This window comes from Kribbella sp. NPDC055110 (assembly GCF_053607525.1).
Genome location: NZ_JBSGTS010000010.1, coordinates 41,125 through 59,926 on the forward strand (window position 1 = coordinate 41,125; position 18,802 = coordinate 59,926).

Annotated in this window: 17 protein-coding genes and 1 tRNA gene; 13 read left to right on the plus strand and 5 right to left on the minus strand. The window is 67.7% G+C overall.

Going from position 1 to position 18,802, the window contains the following annotated elements; translation table 11 throughout:
* Positions 1-94 precede the first annotated feature (94 nt).
* Entirely contained in the window at positions 95-337 is a 243-nt protein-coding gene (locus tag ACWF0M_RS17750) for a hypothetical protein (RefSeq protein WP_452236747.1), read from the plus strand.
* 129 nt (positions 338-466) lie between these two features.
* Here ACWF0M_RS17750 and ACWF0M_RS17755 read toward each other — a convergent pair whose 3' ends face one another.
* On the minus strand, positions 467-2,728 hold the full coding sequence (locus ACWF0M_RS17755) for a LuxR C-terminal-related transcriptional regulator (protein WP_452236748.1): 2,262 nt from the start codon (positions 2,726-2,728) through the stop codon (positions 467-469).
* A gap of 104 nt (positions 2,729-2,832) precedes the next feature.
* Between ACWF0M_RS17755 and ACWF0M_RS17760 the strand changes: the two genes are divergently transcribed.
* The 5 genes from ACWF0M_RS17760 (at position 2,833) to ACWF0M_RS17780 (ending at position 8,138) form a co-directional block, all read left to right on the plus strand.
* Positions 2,833-3,612, plus strand: coding sequence for a CPBP family intramembrane glutamic endopeptidase (locus ACWF0M_RS17760; protein ID WP_452236749.1), 780 nt, complete (start codon positions 2,833-2,835; stop codon positions 3,610-3,612).
* Positions 3,609-4,280: an HXXEE domain-containing protein gene (locus tag ACWF0M_RS17765; RefSeq protein ID WP_452236750.1), complete on the plus strand. Its 672-nt coding sequence runs from the start codon at positions 3,609-3,611 to the stop codon at positions 4,278-4,280. The genes ACWF0M_RS17760 and ACWF0M_RS17765 overlap by 4 nt, the downstream gene beginning before the upstream one ends.
* Before the next feature lie 260 nt (positions 4,281-4,540).
* Entirely contained in the window at positions 4,541-5,377 is an 837-nt protein-coding gene (locus ACWF0M_RS17770; protein WP_452236751.1) for an alpha/beta fold hydrolase, read from the plus strand.
* Positions 5,378-6,466: 1,089 nt separating this feature from the next.
* Entirely contained in the window at positions 6,467-7,546 is a 1,080-nt protein-coding gene (locus ACWF0M_RS17775; RefSeq protein WP_452236752.1) for a helix-turn-helix domain-containing protein, read from the plus strand.
* 16 nt (positions 7,547-7,562) lie between these two features.
* Positions 7,563-8,138, plus strand: a complete 576-nt coding sequence (locus tag ACWF0M_RS17780) for an HD domain-containing protein (protein WP_452236753.1) — start codon at positions 7,563-7,565, stop codon at positions 8,136-8,138.
* 74 nt (positions 8,139-8,212) lie between these two features.
* On the opposite strand, the gene ACWF0M_RS17785 is transcribed toward ACWF0M_RS17780, so the two are convergent.
* Entirely contained in the window at positions 8,213-9,091 is an 879-nt protein-coding gene (locus tag ACWF0M_RS17785; protein WP_452236754.1) for an MFS transporter, read from the minus strand.
* A gap of 36 nt (positions 9,092-9,127) precedes the next feature.
* Between ACWF0M_RS17785 and ACWF0M_RS17790 the strand changes: the two genes are divergently transcribed.
* Together ACWF0M_RS17790 and ACWF0M_RS17795 are read left to right on the plus strand one after the other, a co-directional pair.
* Positions 9,128-9,200 (plus strand) — tRNA-Thr (locus ACWF0M_RS17790).
* Positions 9,201-9,277: 77 nt separating this feature from the next.
* Positions 9,278-9,799, plus strand: a complete 522-nt coding sequence (locus ACWF0M_RS17795) for an MFS transporter (RefSeq protein WP_452236755.1) — start codon at positions 9,278-9,280, stop codon at positions 9,797-9,799.
* Here ACWF0M_RS17795 and ACWF0M_RS17800 read toward each other — a convergent pair.
* Entirely contained in the window at positions 9,729-11,012 is a 1,284-nt protein-coding gene (locus ACWF0M_RS17800; RefSeq protein WP_452236756.1) for an MFS transporter, read from the minus strand. The two genes, ACWF0M_RS17795 and ACWF0M_RS17800, sit on opposite strands and share 71 nt — an antisense overlap.
* A gap of 35 nt (positions 11,013-11,047) precedes the next feature.
* Here ACWF0M_RS17800 and ACWF0M_RS17805 point away from each other — a divergent pair, with 35 nt between their 5' ends.
* The 4 genes from ACWF0M_RS17805 (at position 11,048) to ACWF0M_RS17820 (ending at position 14,027) form a co-directional block, all read left to right on the plus strand.
* Positions 11,048-12,430, plus strand: coding sequence for a pyridoxal phosphate-dependent decarboxylase family protein (locus ACWF0M_RS17805; RefSeq protein ID WP_452236757.1), 1,383 nt, complete (start codon positions 11,048-11,050; stop codon positions 12,428-12,430).
* Positions 12,431-12,490: 60 nt separating this feature from the next.
* Entirely contained in the window at positions 12,491-12,913 is a 423-nt protein-coding gene (locus ACWF0M_RS17810; RefSeq protein ID WP_452236758.1) for a hypothetical protein, read from the plus strand.
* Positions 12,914-12,985: 72 nt separating this feature from the next.
* Positions 12,986-13,282 (plus strand): DUF4287 domain-containing protein, encoded by a 297-nt coding sequence (locus ACWF0M_RS17815; protein WP_452236759.1) that lies wholly within the window; start codon positions 12,986-12,988, stop codon positions 13,280-13,282.
* Positions 13,283-13,286: 4 nt separating this feature from the next.
* Entirely contained in the window at positions 13,287-14,027 is a 741-nt protein-coding gene (locus tag ACWF0M_RS17820; protein WP_452236760.1) for a TrmH family RNA methyltransferase, read from the plus strand.
* 4 nt (positions 14,028-14,031) lie between these two features.
* Here ACWF0M_RS17820 and ACWF0M_RS17825 read toward each other — a convergent pair whose 3' ends face one another.
* Positions 14,032-14,601 (minus strand): SecDF P1 head subdomain-containing protein, encoded by a 570-nt coding sequence (locus ACWF0M_RS17825; protein WP_452236761.1) that lies wholly within the window; start codon positions 14,599-14,601, stop codon positions 14,032-14,034.
* Positions 14,602-14,683: 82 nt separating this feature from the next.
* Positions 14,684-15,583, minus strand: coding sequence for a GIY-YIG nuclease family protein (locus ACWF0M_RS17830; RefSeq protein ID WP_452236762.1), 900 nt, complete (start codon positions 15,581-15,583; stop codon positions 14,684-14,686).
* Positions 15,584-15,877: 294 nt separating this feature from the next.
* Here ACWF0M_RS17830 and ACWF0M_RS17835 point away from each other — a divergent pair, with 294 nt between their 5' ends.
* Complete coding sequence (locus tag ACWF0M_RS17835; RefSeq protein ID WP_452236763.1) at positions 15,878-18,772, plus strand: PQQ-dependent sugar dehydrogenase; 2,895 nt, start codon at positions 15,878-15,880, stop codon at positions 18,770-18,772.
* Positions 18,773-18,802 lie beyond the last annotated feature (30 nt).

Sequence of the window (18,802 nt, forward strand, 5' to 3'; positions counted from 1 at the left end):
CCACCCGGGGTGGCCGGGCCGGGCGGCGGGCACCCCGGGTGGACCTTTGCGCCGGGTGGTGTCCGCGTACCCGTCGAGAGGCGACCTTGACTCCATGAATCAAGAATTCCCAGAACCTACGCTCACCGGGGTCGAGGTCACGCTGTTCGGGCCTCTTGCGGCGTCAGTACTCAGCCTGCTCGACCAACGCTACGTTGAGGTGAGCGCCGTTAGCGCCCCCAGCGCCGACACCGTCCTCACCATCGCTGACATCGACCAAGCCGGCGAGCGGGCCGTGCTCAACCTTCTGTGGGACACCGGCCACCAGGTGCGCTCGGTCCGGCGGCGATCGCGATGACGCTCCGCGACCGAGGCGACCGAGGCGACCGGCACCGGACGGGACGACTGACCGCCGCCGCGTCGCCCGTCGTGGCGACTACCGGGATCACTGATCCACCTGGGTGTCGGGATCGGTGGGCGGACCGGGTCAGATGATGCCCAGCCGCCTGGCCGCCCGGACGGCGTCCGCGCGGCTCGCAACGTCGAGCTTTCGGTAGAGGCTCTTGTTGTAGGCCTTGACAGTGTTGATCGAGAGGAACAGAGCCGTGCCGATCTCGCGTTGCGTTGCCGTTCCGGGCAGCATGCGCAGGATCGACAGCTCACGGTCGGTCAGCTCCTCGAACAGACCTCCGCGAGCCCCGGCCTCCGTCACTGCCTGACGGCCGATCCTGGTCTCGGCCTCCGCGAGCCAAGTCCGGACGAAAGGAGCCACAGCGTCGTTGTCGACGACCTCCCGGGCGCGCACCAGCGCAGCGTTCGCCGCGGCCCGGTGGCCGGTACCGACCTCCACGTCGGCAAGGAAGACGAGCCCCAGCACCACCAGCATCGGCCGGGCGCTGATCTCGGCCAGCGCCTGGCCTCGGTCCAGCTGCTCCCGGGCACTCGCGAGGTCGCCACACAGGTAGCTGCGCCGGCCCTGGACGATGAGCATCAACGTCACCACGTGGGCCGCCGCCGCCTTCCCCCACTCGCGTTCGGCAGCCTCAGCGATGGCTCCGGCCTCGACCAGGAGGCGGTCGAGCTCGTCCCAGCGGCCCAGGGCCAGCAGGCAGAGGCTTAGCTGGCCTGCAACCTGCAGGACACGCTCGGTCGGCCAGGAAAACTGGTCCCGTCGGCGCCAGCAATCGGCCAAGAGCCTGGCTCCGTCGTCGAACCGGGCGTCGAGCCCGTACGCACGACCCAACGCCGCCAGCGCTCCAGGGTTCCCGGCATTGCCGGCAGCCGTCTCCAGCGCAAGCGCCTCCTCGCACAACTCCACCACCAGCGCGGACTGGGACTCGGGCGTGCCCAGCACCCCCCTTAAGGCCAGGACCCCGGCGCGCGGATCACGCCAGGGCGGAAGGACGGTGTCCTCCTCGATTCTGCGCTCGGCAAGGTCCAGCCAGTGCACCACCCGGTCCCGGCGTCCACCGAGATCGGATGCATAGCCGAGGAACACCGCGAGCCGGTACCGGACCGCAGCCTCCGGCAGTTGGTCGCCGAGTGCCACGTAGGTCGTGTGCCAGCCACGATCGAGAAACCACGTGAGGTGCGCGGCCAGCAGCCGATCGGCATCCGCGAAGTCTCCCGCTCGGAGCAGGTGGCGTGCGGCGTCGTCGATGCGTCCGTGCTCCTCGAACCACCGCGCGGCCCGGCGCAGAACCTCACTATCGCCCGAACCCGAGAGCGCGTCGGGAGTCCGGAGCAATGCGTCCCGCAGCAATCGGTGACAGCGGTACCACTCGCGCTTGCGGTCCAGGGCGACCATGAACAGGTCCGCCGCCTCCAGTTCGGCCAGCACCGCGGCCGATCCCTGGACGTCCAGGGCGGCGTCGCACAACGATCCGGACAGCAACTCCAGCGGCGCGGAACGGACCATGAGCTCGCGTTGCGGCGGGGCCAGGGTCGGGAACACCTCGTCGGTGAAGTAGTCGAACAGATGCCGATCGGCGTCCAGTACGCGGTCGGGCGCAAGGACCTCCGGCCCGCTTCCACGAAGCGTCAGGGCCGCCAACTGGAGGCCGGCCGGCCATCCCTCCGTCCGCTCCCAGAGCACGGCCGCCGTGCCGGGGTCCAGCTCCACCTCCGCGACAGTGGACACCAGCGTCGCCGACTCGTCGAGGGAGAACCGGAGATCGTCTGCGCGCAGTTCGTTGAGCTCCCCGCGAACGCGCATCCGAGCCAATGGCAGCGGCGGATCCATCCGGCTCGAGATGACGATCCGCAGCGTCGGCGGCAGGTACGCCAGGAGGAATTCCAGGCTCTCGTGGACATCCTGGTGCGAGATGACGTGGTAATCGTCCAGCACCAGCACGTGCCGTGCCGATGCCGCCGCCAACTCGTTGAGGAGCACGGGCAACGCGTGAGCCATCGGCCCGTCGCCCGACACCGGCAACGCGTCCAGCGACGCCGAGGTGATCTGGTCGCTGACTCCGTGCAGAGCCGTCAGCGCGTAGCTCCAGAACCGGACCGGCTCGTCGTCGCTCTCGTCGAGCGACACCCACGCGATCCGCGTGTCATGAGCCTCACCCGATGCCCAGCGGCTCAGCAGGCTGGTCTTGCCCCACCCCGCAGGCGCCACGACCAGCGTCAGCTTCGTCGGCGAGTCGAGACTCTTCTCCAGCCTGCTTCGCGCGACCGCTCCGGCACGCGCCGGCGGGACGGTCTGCTTCACGCTCAGCAGCGGCCTGTCCAGCGGATCCGCGACCATGGCATCCCCTCCCGGTCCATGCGCCCAATGGCAGTCTGGCACCCGGGGTGCTCTTGGCCCATGGGTGCTGCGCTGCTACCCGGTCCGGCCGGACCTTCAGCCTCATGAAAGCTCTTCTGTCAGGTATCCGGTTCCTCATCGGGTTCAGCGTTTTGTACGCCGTCCTGGCCGCGCTCGCCGAGTTCGATTCGAGCGGCCGGTACGGCGGCGCGTTCCTCGCCGTCGTACTGTTCGTCGCCGTCGTCGTCGAGAGGCTGCTCGGGGGTGCATGGCCTGGCGGGGTACTCCAAAGAGTCGGACTCGGCCGGCCCGACGCCAGGACCGTGGTGCTGGCCGTCGGTCTCGCGGTGCTGGTCCAGGCGGTCTATCCGATAGTCAGCGCAGCCACTGGCGCCGCGTTCACCCTCAAGTCCGAGTGGCCGTGGCTGCTGGCCGGCATCTTCGCCTTCCACGGCCTCGCCGAGGAATTGGTGTGGCGCGGCTACGCCTTCCGCCGGCTGCGCAGGGGACGGTCCTTCCGGACAGCAGTGATCGCGACCATGCCACTCGTGGCCGCGACCCATATCCCCGTGATCGCCTCGTCCGGGATCGCGGTCGGCATCGCGGCGATGCTCGTCGCCGCCGTCACCTCGCTCCCCCTGGCCCACCTGTACGAGCTGGGTCGGAGCACCGTGTGGGCACCTGCCGTGGTCCACGCCGCGATCGACAGCTTCAAGCTCGTGACCATCCCCGACGACGCCCGGCTGACCTTCTCGCTCGCCCTGGCGGGCGTCAGCCTCACCATCCCGCTGCTGGCGCTCCTCGTCCGCAGAACCAGGCACCCATCCAGCCGCCAGGACCTGGCGGCAGCACACCCGACCGCACCGCCCAGGAGGAGACCATGACCGATGTCCAGCCCACCACCCACCACGACTCGCCTCCGGCGCCCGCGGCCAAACCCGAACGCGTCTCCGCCGTGGTCATCGGCCTGCTAGCGGCCGGCTTCTCCGTGTGGGTCCTGACAACCCTGCCGATCCAGGCCGCGCTCATCCTCACCGTCGCGTCCGCGGTCGCCTGGATCGCCTGGATACGCACCACCTACGCCTACCCGGTCAGGACCCGCAAGGTGATCGCCGTCTACCTGTGTGCGATCGCCTTCCAGTTCGTCCACATGTCCGAGGAGTACACCGGCGGCTTCCCGCACGAGATCGTCGAGCTGTTCAGCTCCTCCCGGGACTGGACCGAGAAGTCGTTCCTGCTCACCTTCGTGTTCGGCTTCGGGGCGATCTGGGTGCTGGCCGCGGCCGGAGCCCTCTACCAGATCCGCATCGCCAACTACCTGCTGTGGTTCTACGCACTCGGCGCCGGCCTGATCAACGCGATCTCGCACTTCGTCTTCCCGATCATCAAGGGCGGGTACTTCCCCGGTCTCTACACCGCGAGCGGTCACCTCCTCGCAAGTGCGCTACTCATCCACCTCCTGGTCAAGGAATCCAGGCGGCTCCGCGCCCGCGCCACGGGTCTTCCCGGCTCGGGCGACGACTCGGGCGACGTACGGAAAGTCCTGGACTAGAGCCTGCACGAACGGCTGAACCGCCCAGCCGACGGGGCCAGGCCCTCCATGACGAGGTCGAGCATTCGGGAGGTTCGGATGAACCAGGCGTCCGCTGCACGATGCATCCGAAGCTCCCGGTCCAGCACAGGGTTGCCGCTTCACCTCCACAGTCGTCCAGAACGCCCGTCACCGGATCCTGCGGACCCCCTCAGATCGAAGGAACGACCTCTTAGATGACCGGCGATCTCGTCGTATTGTGAGATTTGGGGGTAGGGCAGATGGTGGACACGGCCTTGGTGACGGCACCGGATGGACGAACGATTGCGTACGCCGAGTGGGGTGTGCGCCATGGGTGGCCGTTGGTCCTGCTGCACGGCTGCCCCGGTAGTCGGTACGTGCGGCACGTCGGCGGTCTCTACGAGCGACATCACGTCCGCGCGATCGCCTATGACCTGCCCGGCTACGGGCTGTCAACGCGTCGTCCGGGCCATCGGGTCGTAGACGCCGCCGAGGACGTCGCGCTGATCACGGACCAGCTCGGAATCGACGAGTTCGCCGTACTCGGAATCTCGGCGGGCGGCCCGCGGGCGCTCGCCGTGGCTGCCCGGCTGCCTGAGCGAGTCACGCGATGTGTCACCGAACTCAGCCCCGCCGAGTACGCCGCCGCCGATCTGGAGTTCTTCGCCGGTATGTCCGAGGCCGACGTGGGCGAATGGGAGCGGCCCGCAGCCCACGATGCGGCATGGCTTGCCGAACACGACTTTCGCGATCTGGTTGCCTGGCTCGACGAGCCTGATCCGGTGCCCGAGGTGTCCGGGGAACTGCACGACATGCTTCTGCAGGCGTTTCGAGAGGGCATCGTCAACGGGCCGGGTGGCTACGTCGACGACCTCATCTCGCTGTCGGCCCCGTGGGGCTTCACACTCGACGAGGTGAAAGTTCCGACCAGGGTGATGGCTGGAACGGAAGACGAAGGCATTCCCCGCCAGCACACCGAATGGCTGGTCGCGGGGATTCCAGACGCCGAGCCGGTCTGGTCGCCAGGCGGCCACATCGCGGACCACTCGGCGGCCGAAGAGCGTTTGATCGGTTGGCTTGCGGGCGCACGTTCTTGATCGGCTCACATTCGGGCGATGGTTTCGAGCATGAAGCATCAGGGCCTGGACTTGGTGGTTCGACTGTTCGAAGCGCTGCTTGAATCCGGCCAGGCTGGCTGCGCCTTGTCGCGGCTGGTCAGCCAGGCCGCGCAACTGCATCTTCATCTGTTCGACTTGGGACATGTGTCAGCCTCACTTCCAAGAAGTGCCGAGTGGGTGGGGTGGAGCGGCTGGCGCAGGACGGACTCGGACAGGGACCGTGATGCGCCGGGACCGGCACTCACGGCGGTCACTCCGCGAGCTGACGGCTGCGGAGGACCGTTGCCGATCCCGCCAGATCAGGTCCCGTCGTTCGACAGGTCGCGGTCAGAGGCGATCGCCGGCGGTATCGCCGGCTCGTTAGTAATGCGAAGGGTGAGGAACCGCCCACGCATGCCCGACTCATAAGCAACCGCAGCCTCTGGATCGCCGACGAGGTCTGCGATGAGGTGCGAACCGAACCAGACACAGACCCGGCGATCTGACGGAAGAGTCGCTCGGCCAGCAGTCATCCGTCACTCACGTCCTGGCTCGCCGGCATCGGTTCTTGAGCGCTGTTGAAGCCAGGTGGAACAGCGGGCGGACGCAGGTGCAGGGACCGGTACGTCCACCCGCTGGCTTGAGGAGGCAATCGCAGGAAGGGCAACGTCCAGTTGTGCGCCGTCCGGTCGCGTCAGAAAGACGACTTCGGTCGCGCCAAGATGGCCGTGCACCGCAAGCAGGGCGCGCATACCCGCCTCGTAGAAGGTCGTCGACGCGTGCTCGCTTCGCCATCGGAGGGAGACAGATCCGTCTGTCCACTCGGTCCCCTCGGCAACGACGCCCGTACCGCTCACTCCGGAGACATCAACATGTCGCACCAACAAGAAGACTCTGGGAACTCTTGATCGCATCTCCGCGGTCACCATCCGTAGATCCAGATCCATCGGCATGTCGACAACGATGACGCGGCGTTGACCTATCCTGAACTCACAGTGAGTACGGGTGGCTTGGGTGATCGAGCCTGGCTTGAGGGGACGGCGCACGGTGCGCGGTCCTGAAACACCGACAGCCATGCCGGGTTTCTCCATGGCCGGGGATCACCACGGTGTGATTTCGGGCTACATCCTCAAAATGCTCCGCGGCTCGGTCGGCCTGACCCAGCAGTCACTCGCCGAACGCCTCGGGGTCGATGTCAGCACGATCCAGGGCTGGGAGACCGGCCGTCGACCTCTCACCTCGCTGCGGGTCTCTGACTTCCGCCGACTGCAGACACGCCTAGCGGCACTCGGCGCGCCGGCTTCTGGCGTGGTCTCCCTGCACGATGCGGTCGAGGCAGACGAACTGCTCAACCAAATACTGACCGGCGAACATCGCCATGCCGACATTCACCAGCATCCGCTGGCCTCGACCGTCCACCGGCGGCGACTGGTGAACCTCGTGACCTGGCCGTTCACCGGCATCACGCCACCACAGCTGCGCGAGTTGCCGACGAAGCCAGGACGCGGACCTGTCGCATCGCACCCGGTCCTCAACGCCGCAGCACAGCACGACTTCTTCGATCAACTGCTGAGCGTTGCGGAACAGGCGTCGCCAGAAGATATGCCCGTCCTGCGGCGGCAGGCGACGTACCTGCTCGGATTCGACAAGCGCCGGCAGTCTGCTGACTGGCTCACGGCGCAACACAAGCGTGTATTCGCCGGCGGGTTGACTGTTGATGTCACCGGTGGGATCGCGGCACGTTCGGCGGCAGTCGCCTTGGCCAGGCACGGCGACGGGGATCCGCTGCGCTACTTCATCGACAACACGCTGAGCGATGAAAGACATGCAGCCGCCAACCTCACCTACTGGGCCTACTGGCTCGGCGAGATCAACGAACCCCACGCTGATGACTCGTTCCTGCTCACCGCGAACTCGACCCGCAGCTGGTCAGGAGTGCGACTCGCGAACCACGTGCTAGAACACCTGACCGATCACGTGAATGGTCCGCTGAACATCCACAGTCTGTGGCAGCTGGTGCTCGCACGTCCGGAGCTCCTCGAGTACGACCGGGAGCTGCGGCGGCGCACCGGCGAGCGAGTCGAGGAAGCGCTGGACAACCTCCCAGCCGAGGGCGGCACCGTAGAGTTGAACAATCTGCGGTGCGCTGTGCAGTTGGCCAACCGATGACAGAAGCGGAGCAATCGTGACGGATGACACTACCGACCGGGACGCAGTAGGAGTCGTCGCTTTTGCGTACGAGATGGGCGTGCTCAAGCGGCTTCGTCGGGCCGGGTGGTGGCATGTCGGCGTACGCGATCCGGAGTCGGTCGCGGAACACAGCCTTAGGGTTGCGCAGCTTGCGGCGCTGATCGCCAGCGAGGAGGGTGGCGATCCGGCGCGGGCGGCGTACCTGGGGATGTGGCACGACTCGCAGGAGACTCGGATCGGTGACATCCCACACAGCGCGAAGTCGTACATGGATGTCGCGAGCAACGAACGCATCACTGAAGACCAGGTCGCGGTACTGCCCGAAGCGGCCGCGAAGAGCATCCGCGAGGCTGTCACCGAGTACGAGGCCGCCGAGACGATCGAGGCTCGCTGTGCGAAGGACGCCGATCGTCTCGAATGCCTCATGCAGGCCGTTGAGTACGGCGAGGCGGGCTACAAGCGCGTCGGCGGCTGGATCGAGTCGTCGCGCGCCCGAATCCAGACCCCGTTCGGCAAGCGGCTCGCCGAAGCAGCACTCCAAACATCACCGCTCGCCTGGCGCGACCGCTGACTCTTCCCCATTCCTCCTATGCGTGACGGCATGCGTACGTCGGCAGTAATTCGTAGCTCACCCACACGATCTGCCTAGCTGGCAGCAAGAGACAGGCGCAGACATCTTCGAGCGGATTGAGAATCTGGCCTGATCCAGCTGGTCGGGCGGTGGCGGAGACGGCATGGTGTCCCGTCGCAACGGTCTGCCAGCGCGCGGGCGTTGACCAAGCAGTCGCCGCGAGCGCCAGCTCGCCGCTCGCCGCGGTAGCCGGCAGAAGTTCCGGCGGCAGCCGGAGGGTTGCACACGACGATCGCGAAGAACCCGATCCTGATGACGCGGATCTGAGCTGTTTTCATGATGTATCCCAGCCCGTCACGCGCGTCCTTGAGCACATTGTTCTGGGTCGGTTCGGACGGTGGGATCTTCGGGAGCCTGGTGAGCAGGCCCGCGGAAACGAAGAACGTCGCCGCGTCGATCAGCAGGATCCCGCGTACGCCGGTGACCAGGAACAACCCCGCCGCGATGATCGGGCCGATCGCCTCCAGCCCATTCGTTCCCGCCCCGAGTGCCGAGTTCGCCGCCTCGAGCTGGTCGTCGCGCACCAAGGCCGGCATCGCGCTCCGCGAAGCCGCCTGAAACACCTGAGCCGTCACGCTCCTGACCGCCACCATGACCAGCAGCACCGTCAGCGGCGGAAGGATGAGGGCCATGACGACCGTCAGCACGCCCTGGACGAGATCGCACGCCACCATCACCCGCCGGAGATCGAACCGATCGCCCACCACCCCCGCGAACGCCCCGAACAACCCCGGCACGAAGTCCCCCGCCAACAAGAGGAGGGCCACCGCGAACGCGGCCCCGGTCGATGCCTGCACATAAAGCAGCAACGCCACCAACCCCAGCGAGTCCCCCAAGAACGAAACCGCCCGAGCCCCCCAAAGCGCCCGAAACGCCCCCGACCCCCGCAGCACCCCCTACACAATCCTCTACTATGGACCCGCACACCGGCCGGTGTGGCGCAACTGGCAGCGCACCGCTCTTGTAAAGCGGGGGTTAGGGGTTCGAGTCCCCTCACCGGCTCTTCCTGCTGTACGACGACCAACTGCCCGCCGCACTCGAACGGACTGCTGCTCGGGCGAACGCGGTCGACCCACGGGGTGGACGATGTCGCGGTGGTGTTCCTCGCGAAGGACGAGTTGCACGGGAGCGACTCCGCGTCGGCGACGTTGTACGCCGGGGTCGGCATCGGGCTGATCGTCGGCTTCGCGATCCTCGCGCGGTACGCGGGCCGCCTGAAGATGCCGGTCCTCATCCTCCTCGGGTTCGCCGTGAGCAGCGTCGGCAACCTGGTCACCGGGCTGGCGTGGGCGATCTGGGCGGCCCTCGCACTGCAGGTGATCCGCGGGCTCGGGATCGCGGGCATCGACGTCGGCGTCAACACTCACCTGCAACGCGTCGTACCGGTTCACCTGCGCAGCCGCGTCTTCGGCAATCTGTACGGCGCGATCGGGCTCGCGGCCGGGATCTCGTACGTGTGCGGCGGGCTGCTCCTCCAGCACACAGACGCCCGTACGACGTTCGTCGTCGCCGGCGCCGGTGGGTTGATCGCTACGGTTGCGACTGCGATCGGAGTTCGGCGATCGGGCGACGAAGAGCGCGAGCCCCCGGTACGGCGATGAGCGCGATCACGGCCATCACGAGGAACGCCGCCAACGGGTGGTCGACGAGCAGACCGACGACGACCGCGACGACCAGGCCGCCGAGGTTGCCGGCCATCCAGATCAGGCCGGCCGCGGTGCCTTCGGCTTCTCCGGTACGGCGCTCGACGAGCTCGAGCACGATCGGGAGGGCTGGTAGGAGGAGCAGGCCGATCACGGTGATCGAAAGGAACCCGGTCAGGGTACCCGGAGCGAGCGCGAGCAGGACGCAGGCTGCGGCGGTGACGGTCAGGCTGGCGACGAGGAGGCGGGATTCGGCGCGGCGGCGTACGACGAGGATCGGGATGGTTGCGCTGCCGACGACGCCGGCGATCACCTGTAGCAGAAGGATTGTGCTGGCGGTGCCGCCGCTGACGCCGGCGGGTTCGAGGAGCGCTTGGGCGAAGGTGCTCATGGCAACGAACACGCCGAACGGGAAGATCGCGAGCACGCACAGGCGACGGATCAGCGGGTCGCCCCAGGCGGCCGCCAACGCACCACGGTCGGGGCGCGGAGCCGAACCGACGAGGGCCGGAGCGGCTGGATGCGAAGCGGCGGGATCCGGAGCGGCGGGATCCGGCACGGCCGAACCGGCGACGGGATCCGAGGCTGGGGCGTGTGTGTGGGATTCGAAGGGGCCGTTGGTGCGGATGGCGGCGGCCAGGACGATCGCTGCCAGGACGCAGAAGATGGCGCTGACGGTGAGCATGGCGGGGATCGACGAGGACGTCGTGAAGATGGCGGAGAGTAGGAACGCGATCACCATGCCGGCGAAGATGCTGGCGGTGCCGATCGCGATGCCGGTCGGGCGGTCCTTCTCCTCCAGGTAGCGGCCGGTGATGCCGGTGACGGCGTTCAGGACCAGCGGCTGCGCGATCGACGCGAGGATCTGTCCCGCGAGCAGCCAGCCGAAGTCGTCGCCGATCAGCCGCACCACGGCACCCAGAGCAGTCAGTACGGCGCCCGCGATCAGCCCGCCCCGGAACCAGCGGTCCAGCGCGAGGCCGCACGGGATCGCGAGTACGACGTACAGCAGCGGGAAGACCTGCGCGAGCCACCCGATCGCGCTCTCGGACACGCCGTACCGGGTGGCGGCCACGGTGGTGACGCCCGCGAAGTTCAGCCAGACCAGCTGGGTCGCCGCGCCGACCAGGGAGTACCCGACGATCGCCGACCACCGGCTCCGGATTTGCATGGGCGCACTTTACGGCCTAGGCGTAGAAAAGAGGCATGGTTGATTGGGTGGGGCCGCTCACGGAGGCGTACGGGCGGGCGACGGCGTACTTGGACGGGCTTCCGCAGCGGCGGGTCGGGCCGCGGGCGAGTGCCGCGGAGCTTCACAAGGTGCTCGGCGGACCGCTGCCGACCGGGCCGACGGATCCGCGGGAGGTTGTCGCGCGGCTCGCGGAGGGGGTCGAGGGCGGGCTGCTGCCGAGCGGGAGCGGCCGGTTCTTCGGGTTCGTATTCGGCGGCGCCACGCCGGCGTCGCTGGCCGCGGACTGGCTCACGACGACGTGGGACCAGAATGCGGGTCTGTACGCCGCCTCGCCGGCGGCTGCCGTGGTCGAGGACATCACCGCGGGCTGGCTGGTCGAGCTCTTCGGGCTGTCACGCGGTACGTCGGTGGGTTTCGTGACCGGTGCCCAGATGGCGAACTTCACCGGGTTGGCGGCCGCGCGGCACGAGGTACTGCGCCGAGCTGGGTGGGATGTCGAACGGGACGGCCTGATCGGTGCGCCCACGATCCGCGTGCTGGCCGGGGCGGAGCGCCACGACACGATCGACCGCGCGCTGCGCTTCCTGGGGCTGGGGACGAGTTGCATCGTGCAGATCGCGGTCGACGACCAGGGCCGGATGCGCGCCGATGCGCTGGCGGAGGCCATCGAGGACGACGTACCGCAGATCGTCTGTGCGCAGGCCGGGAACGTGAACACGGGGGCATCTGACCCGTTCACCGAGATCTGCGACCTCGCGCACGCGCATCAGGCCTGGGTGCACGTCGACGGCGCCTTCGGCCTCTGGGCGGCGGTCAGCTCACAGTTGAGTGCGCTGGTCAAAGGGATCGAGCGGGCCGATTCGTGGGCGACCGATGCGCACAAGTGGCTCAACGTGCCGTACGACTCCGGCCTGGTCCTCTGCGCGCACCCCGAGGCCCACCGCGCCGCGATGTCGATCCGCGCCGCGTACCTGATCCAGGACGAGAACGGCGAACGCGACTCGCTCGACTTCAACCCGGAGTTCTCGCGGCGAGCCCGCGGCATCCCGGTGTACGCCGCGATTCGGGCGCTGGGCCGCACCGGTATCGCCGAGATCGTCGACCGCTGCCACGCGATGGCGCAGCGGTTCGCGGGCATCCTCGGCGCCAACGACGTACGGGTGCTGAACGACGTGGTCCTCAACCAGGTCCTGGTCCGCTTCGGGGACGACGACGCGATCACTCGGCGCGTGGTCGCCGAGGTCCAGAACGAGGGCACCTGCTGGATGTCGGGAACCACCTGGCAGGGCCGGGCCGCGATGCGCATCTCGGTCAGCAACTGGACCACCGGCCCCGACGACATCGATCGCTCGGCCGCGGCCGTCCTGAAAATTCGTGACGAACTAACTCGTGCATAGCCGCGTCTCTTGATGCGGCGGGCTCACCAGGAGCCGCCACACGGGAGGGGAATCACCATCATGCACAAGTCTTTCGTTCGCCGGATTGTTGCCGTGGGCACGGGTCTCGGACTGGCCGCCGGCGCGGTCGTCGGCCTCGGCGCACTGCAGGCAGACGCCGCCACCCAGCACACCGCTGCGACCACGGTCGCCGTATCTGCCACGGTCAAGAAGTCGGTCAGCATCGACGCCAGCGACTGGATCGTCCCGCGCTACGCCAAGGTCCGGTACTTCGGCAAGACCACCGGGATCGCCAAGACGACCTTGGTCCAGGTGCAGCGTCTCGACGGCAAGAAGTGGGTCAACTTCCCGGCGACCACGAAGGTGACGTCGTCGGGCAGCTACTCCGTGTACGTCGCCAGCGGGCGGCTCGGAAAGCAGCAGTTCCGCGTCGTCGTCGCCGGCGTCGCCAGCAAGTCCTGCTACCTGACCATCACGAAGTAGCGGAAACAAGCATGTCGATTTCCTCCGTGGTCGTTCGACGCAGCTGTGTAAGGCGACCACAGGAGGAAAACGATGTCGTTCCAGGCGTACTTGGACAAGATCGAGGAAAAGACCGGAAAGACCCCGCGGGAGCTGGTCGACGAGGCGAAGAGCCGGGGGTACGACGCCGCGCAGGTGAAGGCCGGCACGATCCTCGACTGGCTGAAGGCGGACTACGACCTCGGCCGCGGCCACGGGATGGCGCTGGTGCAGGTGATCAAGAACGGCGCGCAGATCAGCGACAAGCACGTCGGCACCACCGGCCCGCACTCGGACCCGAGCAACATACTCTGGCTGGACGGTAAGGCGACGAACCCGGCGCTACGGTAGGCGGGTGGATTCGAAGAAATCGCCCCGCGACAAGTGGATCACGGTCTACGGGCGCAAGCCCGTGCTGGAGGCGCTGCACGATCCGAGCCTGTCGGTGGCGAAGGTCGTGCTCGCCGACAACGCGACCGGCAGCTCGATGCAGGAGATCCTGCGGGCCGCGGAACGGTACGGAACGCCGGTCGAGCGGGCGACCGCCAGCCGGGTGAAGTGGCTGGCCGGAAACGGCAAGCACGACCAGGGCGTGGTCGCGGACGTGGACGCGCCCCGGATGACGCCGCTGGAGGAGTTCGTGCGGGCCCGCGGAAAGCGGCCGACCAACGTTTTCCTGCTCGACGGCGTGACCAATCCCGGAAACGTCGGAATGATTCTGCGGACCGCGACCGGCGCCGGGTTCGACGGAGTGATCCTGCCCCGGGCCGGTACGCCGCACGTCGGGCCGCTCGTCATCAAGGCATCGGCCGGCGTCGCGTTCCAGGCACCGATCGTGAACACGTCGACGGCGAAGGCCGCGGTCGACGTACTGCGGAACGCCGGGTATCACGTGTACGGATTGTCGGCGCGTTCGCAGGACTCGCTGTTCAAGACCGAGCTCGCCCCGCGCGCGGTGTACGTGCTCGGGGGCGAGACCAACGGGATCACGGTGGCGACCGACTCCGACCTGCAGATCCCACTGCACTCCGGCGTCGAGTCGCTGAACGTCGCCGTCGCCGCGGCAGTCGTCGCGTTCGAGGTCACCAACCGCTGAAGCGCTAGCCGGTGATCTTCTTGGCGAGGGCCTCGGCGGTGTCGCGGGTGTAGGAGCCGGAGATCTCGATCTGGCCGCCGGGGATCGCGGAGTTTACGGTCGGCGCCGCAGCCACCTGGCCGTGGACGACGATCGCCAGCATGTTCGCGGGCGGCTGCTGCTTGGCGAGGCTGGCGGTCAGCTGGCCGAACAGCTTGGTGCCCTCCGGGTCGAGGTTGAGGTTCACGTACCACGACGTACCCCTGGCCGGGTCGTATCCGGCCTTCACCTCGGACACGTTGCTGCCGTCGAGCTCGACCTTGCCCAGCGTGTAGACATTGCCCTGGTCGTCACACGCCGTACCGCTCGGCGACGGTGTCGCGCAGTGGCCGGGCTTCGAGGTGAGCACGCGACGGAACTCGACCGCCTTGGGATCGGACGGTTTGGTCCTGGCCGGCGGAGTGGAATCGCGCGCGGTCGGTTTGCCGTTGTCGCGGTTCACGAACAGAACAACCCCGGTGACGATCAGTACGACGAGCAGCAGGACGAGGCCGACGACGATGAACAGCGGCCCCCGCGACCGCTTCGGCGGCACCGGAGCGTACGGCGGTGGTCCTGGCGGATATGGCTGACCTTGCGGACCAGGGGGCTGTGTCATGGAAGAACATGCTAGGTAATCAGGAAGTCACCTTGAGCAGGCGTGCGGCGAGTTCGGCGTTGCGCCGGGCGAAGGTCCGCCACAACGCCGGCGTCGCCGCCACGCGCTCCCGCGCCGTCGCCTCGCCCACCGCGCGCTGCGTCCACGTGCACATCCGCCCGCCCCGCAACTCGAATCGCACGAGTACGCCGTCCGCCCACCCGTAAACGTCCGCGTCCCGCGGCTCCAGCCACGCCACCTTCTGCTCGGAACAGATCCACTCGAGCGCCTCGAGTTCCCCCTGCACCTTCGCCGCGAACTCGTACCGCAGTTCGCCCGCCGCCCGGTCACGTCGTCGTACCAGCTCGTCCCGCAACGCCTCGACCGCCGCCGGATCCTTTGAAAGTACAGCGCTTGCCGTCCGCGCCAACGCGTCCCGATCCGCCGGCCCGATCCCGAACAGCCGACCGAACTCCTCGGCCGAACCGTTCCCCTCCACGGTGTACTGCAGCGGCAGCACCCGATGCAGTCCGGAAATCGCCTGCCGGATCCGCAACCCACCGAGGTACGGCCCGAAATACGGTCCACCACCGCTGACCGTGTGCTCGAAACGCAAGCCGGGCTTCGATCCGTCGGCGAGCCGGATGTAGCCGACGACCTCCGCGCCGCCCTCGGTACGGTTCCAGCGCGGCTTGGAATGTTCGAGCAGATTGCGTTCGAGCCATGCCGCTTCGTGTTCGGAATCGCACCAGACACCTTCCACCCGGGCGATCCGCCGTACCATCCGCTGCAGATGCGGCCGGTCGCCGAGATTCACCCAGTACGACTGCACGCGCCGCCGCAGATTACGGGCCCGCCCGATATACAGAACCTTCCCGGCGTCGTCGCGAAAGCGATAGACACCCGGCCCTGTCGGCAACTCCCGAACGCTCCGGATCATCAGCCCAGTGTGCACGGTTCGATCGGTGGAGTGACCGGCCGGTGGATTGTTTGAAACGAATAGTGGCCGGGGCTTGCGCACGGTCCGTGGTGGACGTCATCCTGGCGCGATCCGAGTGCCCGCAGGGGGTTGTGAGGGGACGGGTACCGGACATCTGGCCTGGGGGGCTTCGTGAGGATTTCTGCCCGGTGGCTGCGCTCTGCGCTGCCCGCACTGTGCGTTGTACTTCTGTTGCCATTCGTGGCGATCGGTCCAGCACGGGCTGCAGTCACGCCCACCGGTTTCAGTGAGCAAGTGGCATTCACCGGACTGAGCAGTCCGACGAACGTCGCGTTCTCGCCGGACGGCCGGGTGTTCGTCGCCGAGAAGAGCGGCCTGATCAAGGTGTTCGACTCGCTCGACGATCCGACGCCCAGCGTGTACGCCGACTTACGCACCGAGGTCTACAACTACTGGGATCGCGGGCTGCTCGGACTCGCGCTGCATCCCAATTTCCCTGCAGATCCAAGGATCTACGTGCTGTACACGCACGACGGCCTGATCGGCGGACCGACACCGAAGTGGGGTACGCCGGACACCGACGGCGACCCGTGTCCGTCACCGCCCGGTCCGACCGGTGACGGATGCCAGGCCAGTGCGCGACTCTCGGTGCTCAACGCGAACGGCGCCGAGCAGGTACTCGTCGAGGACTGGTGCCAGGTGTTCCCGAGCCACTCGATCGGCTCGATCGAGTTCGGCCCGGACGGGTTCCTGTACGCCGGCGGCGGTGACGGCGGGAGCTTCAACTACATCGACTACGGGCAGGACAGCCAGCCCGCGTCGGATCTGACGCCCGACAACCCATGCGGTGACGGGCCTGCTCCGGTCGGTGCGACGCTCATTCCGCCGACTGCCGAAGGCGGCGCGCTCCGTGCGCAGGACCTCCGCACACCAGGCGATCCGACCGGTCTGGACGGCTCGATCATCCGCATCGATCCCGACACCGGGCAGGCCGCGCCGAACAACCCGTTGATCAGCAACCCCGACCTGAACGCCCGCCGGATCGTCGCGGAAGGTCTGCGCAACCCGATGCGGTTCACCTTCCGCCCGGGGACGAACGAGTTGTGGATCGGCGACGTCGGGTACCAGACCTGGGAGGAGATCGACCGCGTCGTGGCTCCGACCGCGGGCGTCACCAACTTCGGCTGGCCGTGCTACGAAGGAGCCGGCCGCCAGCCCGGGTACGACGGCGCGAACCTGAACATCTGCGAGAACCTGTACGCCGCGGGCACCTCCGCGGTCGCGTCGCCGTACTACACGTACCAACACACCGAGAAGGTCGGCGGCACGTGCTCGACCGGCAGCTCGTCCATCTCCGGGCTGACGTTCTACAAGGGCGGCAACTACCCCTCGACGTACGACGGCTCGCTGTTCTTCACCGACTACAGCCGCAAGTGCGTGTGGGCGATGATGCCGGGCAGCAACGGCCTGCCGAATCCGGCGAACATCCAGCTCTTCGCGTCCGGGTACGGCGCCGTGCGCCTGCAAACCGGCCCCGGTGGCGATCTCTTCACGGTCGACTACGACAACGGCCGGATCCTGCGCTACGTCTACAACGGCACGAACAACCCGCCGACGGCCATCATCCACGCGGACCCATCGAGCGGGCCGACGCCGTTGACGGTGACGTTCGACGGCACCGCGTCCAACGACGCAGACGGCCAACCGCTCACGTACGCGTGGGATCTCGACGGCGACGGCGTGTACGACGACTCGACGGCCGCCGTGGTGCAGCACACCTACACGACGGCGGGCACCGTGATCGCGCGATTGCGGGTGTCCGACGGGACGGCGAGCGGTGTGGCGTCGACGCAGATCAATGTCGCGAACACCGCGCCGACCGCGACGATCACGTCTCCTGGTCCGGCGACGACGTGGAAAGTTGGGGACACCATCAACTTCTCGGGTTCGGCGACGGACCCCGAGCAGGGGACGTTGCCGGAGTCCGCGTTGACGTGGTCGCTGATCATGCATCACTGTCCGAGCGATTGCCACACGCATACGATCACCACGCTGACCGGGGCGAGCGGCTCGTTCACGGCGCCGGATCACGAGTATCCGTCGTACATCGAACTGAAGCTGACGGCACAGGATGCTCAAGGGCTGACGGACGTCAAGAGCGTGCGGCTCGATCCGAAGACGGTCGGAACCACGTTCGCGACCACACCGACCGGGTTGCCGGTGACGGTGCTCGACAAGAGCGGGAAGAGTCCGCTCGGCGTCACGACGATCGTCGGTTCCAGTGTTTCGGTGGCGACGGATCCGGTGCAGAGCTTGACGAATCAGCTCTACGGGTTCGGGCTGTGGTCGGACGGTGGGGCGCGTGACCACAACCTGGTCGCGCCGGCGACGCCGACGACGTACACGGCGGCCTTCAGTACGAAGCGGAACCTCGCCCGCGGCCGTCCTGCTGTTGCCTCCAGCACCTATGTTGCCGGGCGTGAGGCGTCGAAGGCCGTGGACGGTTCGATGAGCACCGCGTGGTCGAGTGCGCGGACGGATCCGCAGTGGTTCCAGGTCGATCTGGGGTCCGTCCAGGTGGTCAATCGCGTGATGATGAACTGGCTGCCGACGGCGTACGCGAAGTCGTACCAGCTCCAGGTGTCCGGGAGCGGGCGCAGCTGGAAGACCGTGGCGTCGACGGTGAGCGGGGACGGCGGGACTGACCTCGTCACGTTCGCGCCGAACTACGCGCGGTACGTGCGGATGGTCGCGACACAGCGAGCCGTTGCCGGGAGCTACTACTCGTTCTGGGAGTTCGGCGTGTACCAGGACACCGGGCCGGCCGTCGGGATCGCGGGCCAGTGCATCGACGTCTACCAGGCCTCGACCGCAGACGGTACGCCGACCACGCTCTACACCTGCAAGGGCGCCGTCAACCAGCAGTGGACACCGTCGACGGAGGACGGCACCATCCGCACAATGGGCAAGTGCCTGTCCGCACGCGACACCGCCCTCAAGACCCCCGCGGTGCTGTGGACCTGCGACAACTCCCCCGGCCAACGTTGGATCCCCCAACCGAACGGATCCCTCGTCAACGCCGCCGTACCCCTCTGCCTCGACGCCGCCGGCGCCTCCGCCGCCAACGGCACCAAACTCATCCTCTACACCTGCAACAACGGCCCGAACCAGAAATGGGCGCTCCCGTGATTCAGTCGTCCGCGTAGTCGCCCCGGACCT

Excerpts from the sequence above, each read along its gene's own strand:
- ACWF0M_RS17750 (WP_452236747.1), top strand. The coding sequence starts at position 95 with ATGAATCAAGAATTCCCAGAACCTACGCTCACCGGGGTCGAGGTCACG.
- ACWF0M_RS17755 (WP_452236748.1), bottom strand. The coding sequence starts at position 2,728 with ATGGTCGCGGATCCGCTGGACAGGCCGCTGCTGAGCGTGAAGCAGACC.
- ACWF0M_RS17760 (WP_452236749.1), top strand. The coding sequence starts at position 2,833 with ATGAAAGCTCTTCTGTCAGGTATCCGGTTCCTCATCGGGTTCAGCGTT.
- ACWF0M_RS17765 (WP_452236750.1), top strand. The coding sequence starts at position 3,609 with ATGACCGATGTCCAGCCCACCACCCACCACGACTCGCCTCCGGCGCCC.
- ACWF0M_RS17770 (WP_452236751.1), top strand. The coding sequence starts at position 4,541 with ATGGTGGACACGGCCTTGGTGACGGCACCGGATGGACGAACGATTGCG.
- ACWF0M_RS17775 (WP_452236752.1), top strand. The coding sequence starts at position 6,467 with ATGGCCGGGGATCACCACGGTGTGATTTCGGGCTACATCCTCAAAATG.
- ACWF0M_RS17800 (WP_452236756.1), bottom strand. The coding sequence starts at position 11,012 with ATGCAAATCCGGAGCCGGTGGTCGGCGATCGTCGGGTACTCCCTGGTC.
- ACWF0M_RS17805 (WP_452236757.1), top strand. The coding sequence starts at position 11,048 with ATGGTTGATTGGGTGGGGCCGCTCACGGAGGCGTACGGGCGGGCGACG.
- ACWF0M_RS17810 (WP_452236758.1), top strand. The coding sequence starts at position 12,491 with ATGCACAAGTCTTTCGTTCGCCGGATTGTTGCCGTGGGCACGGGTCTC.
- ACWF0M_RS17815 (WP_452236759.1), top strand. The coding sequence starts at position 12,986 with ATGTCGTTCCAGGCGTACTTGGACAAGATCGAGGAAAAGACCGGAAAG.
- ACWF0M_RS17830 (WP_452236762.1), bottom strand. The coding sequence starts at position 15,583 with ATGATCCGGAGCGTTCGGGAGTTGCCGACAGGGCCGGGTGTCTATCGC.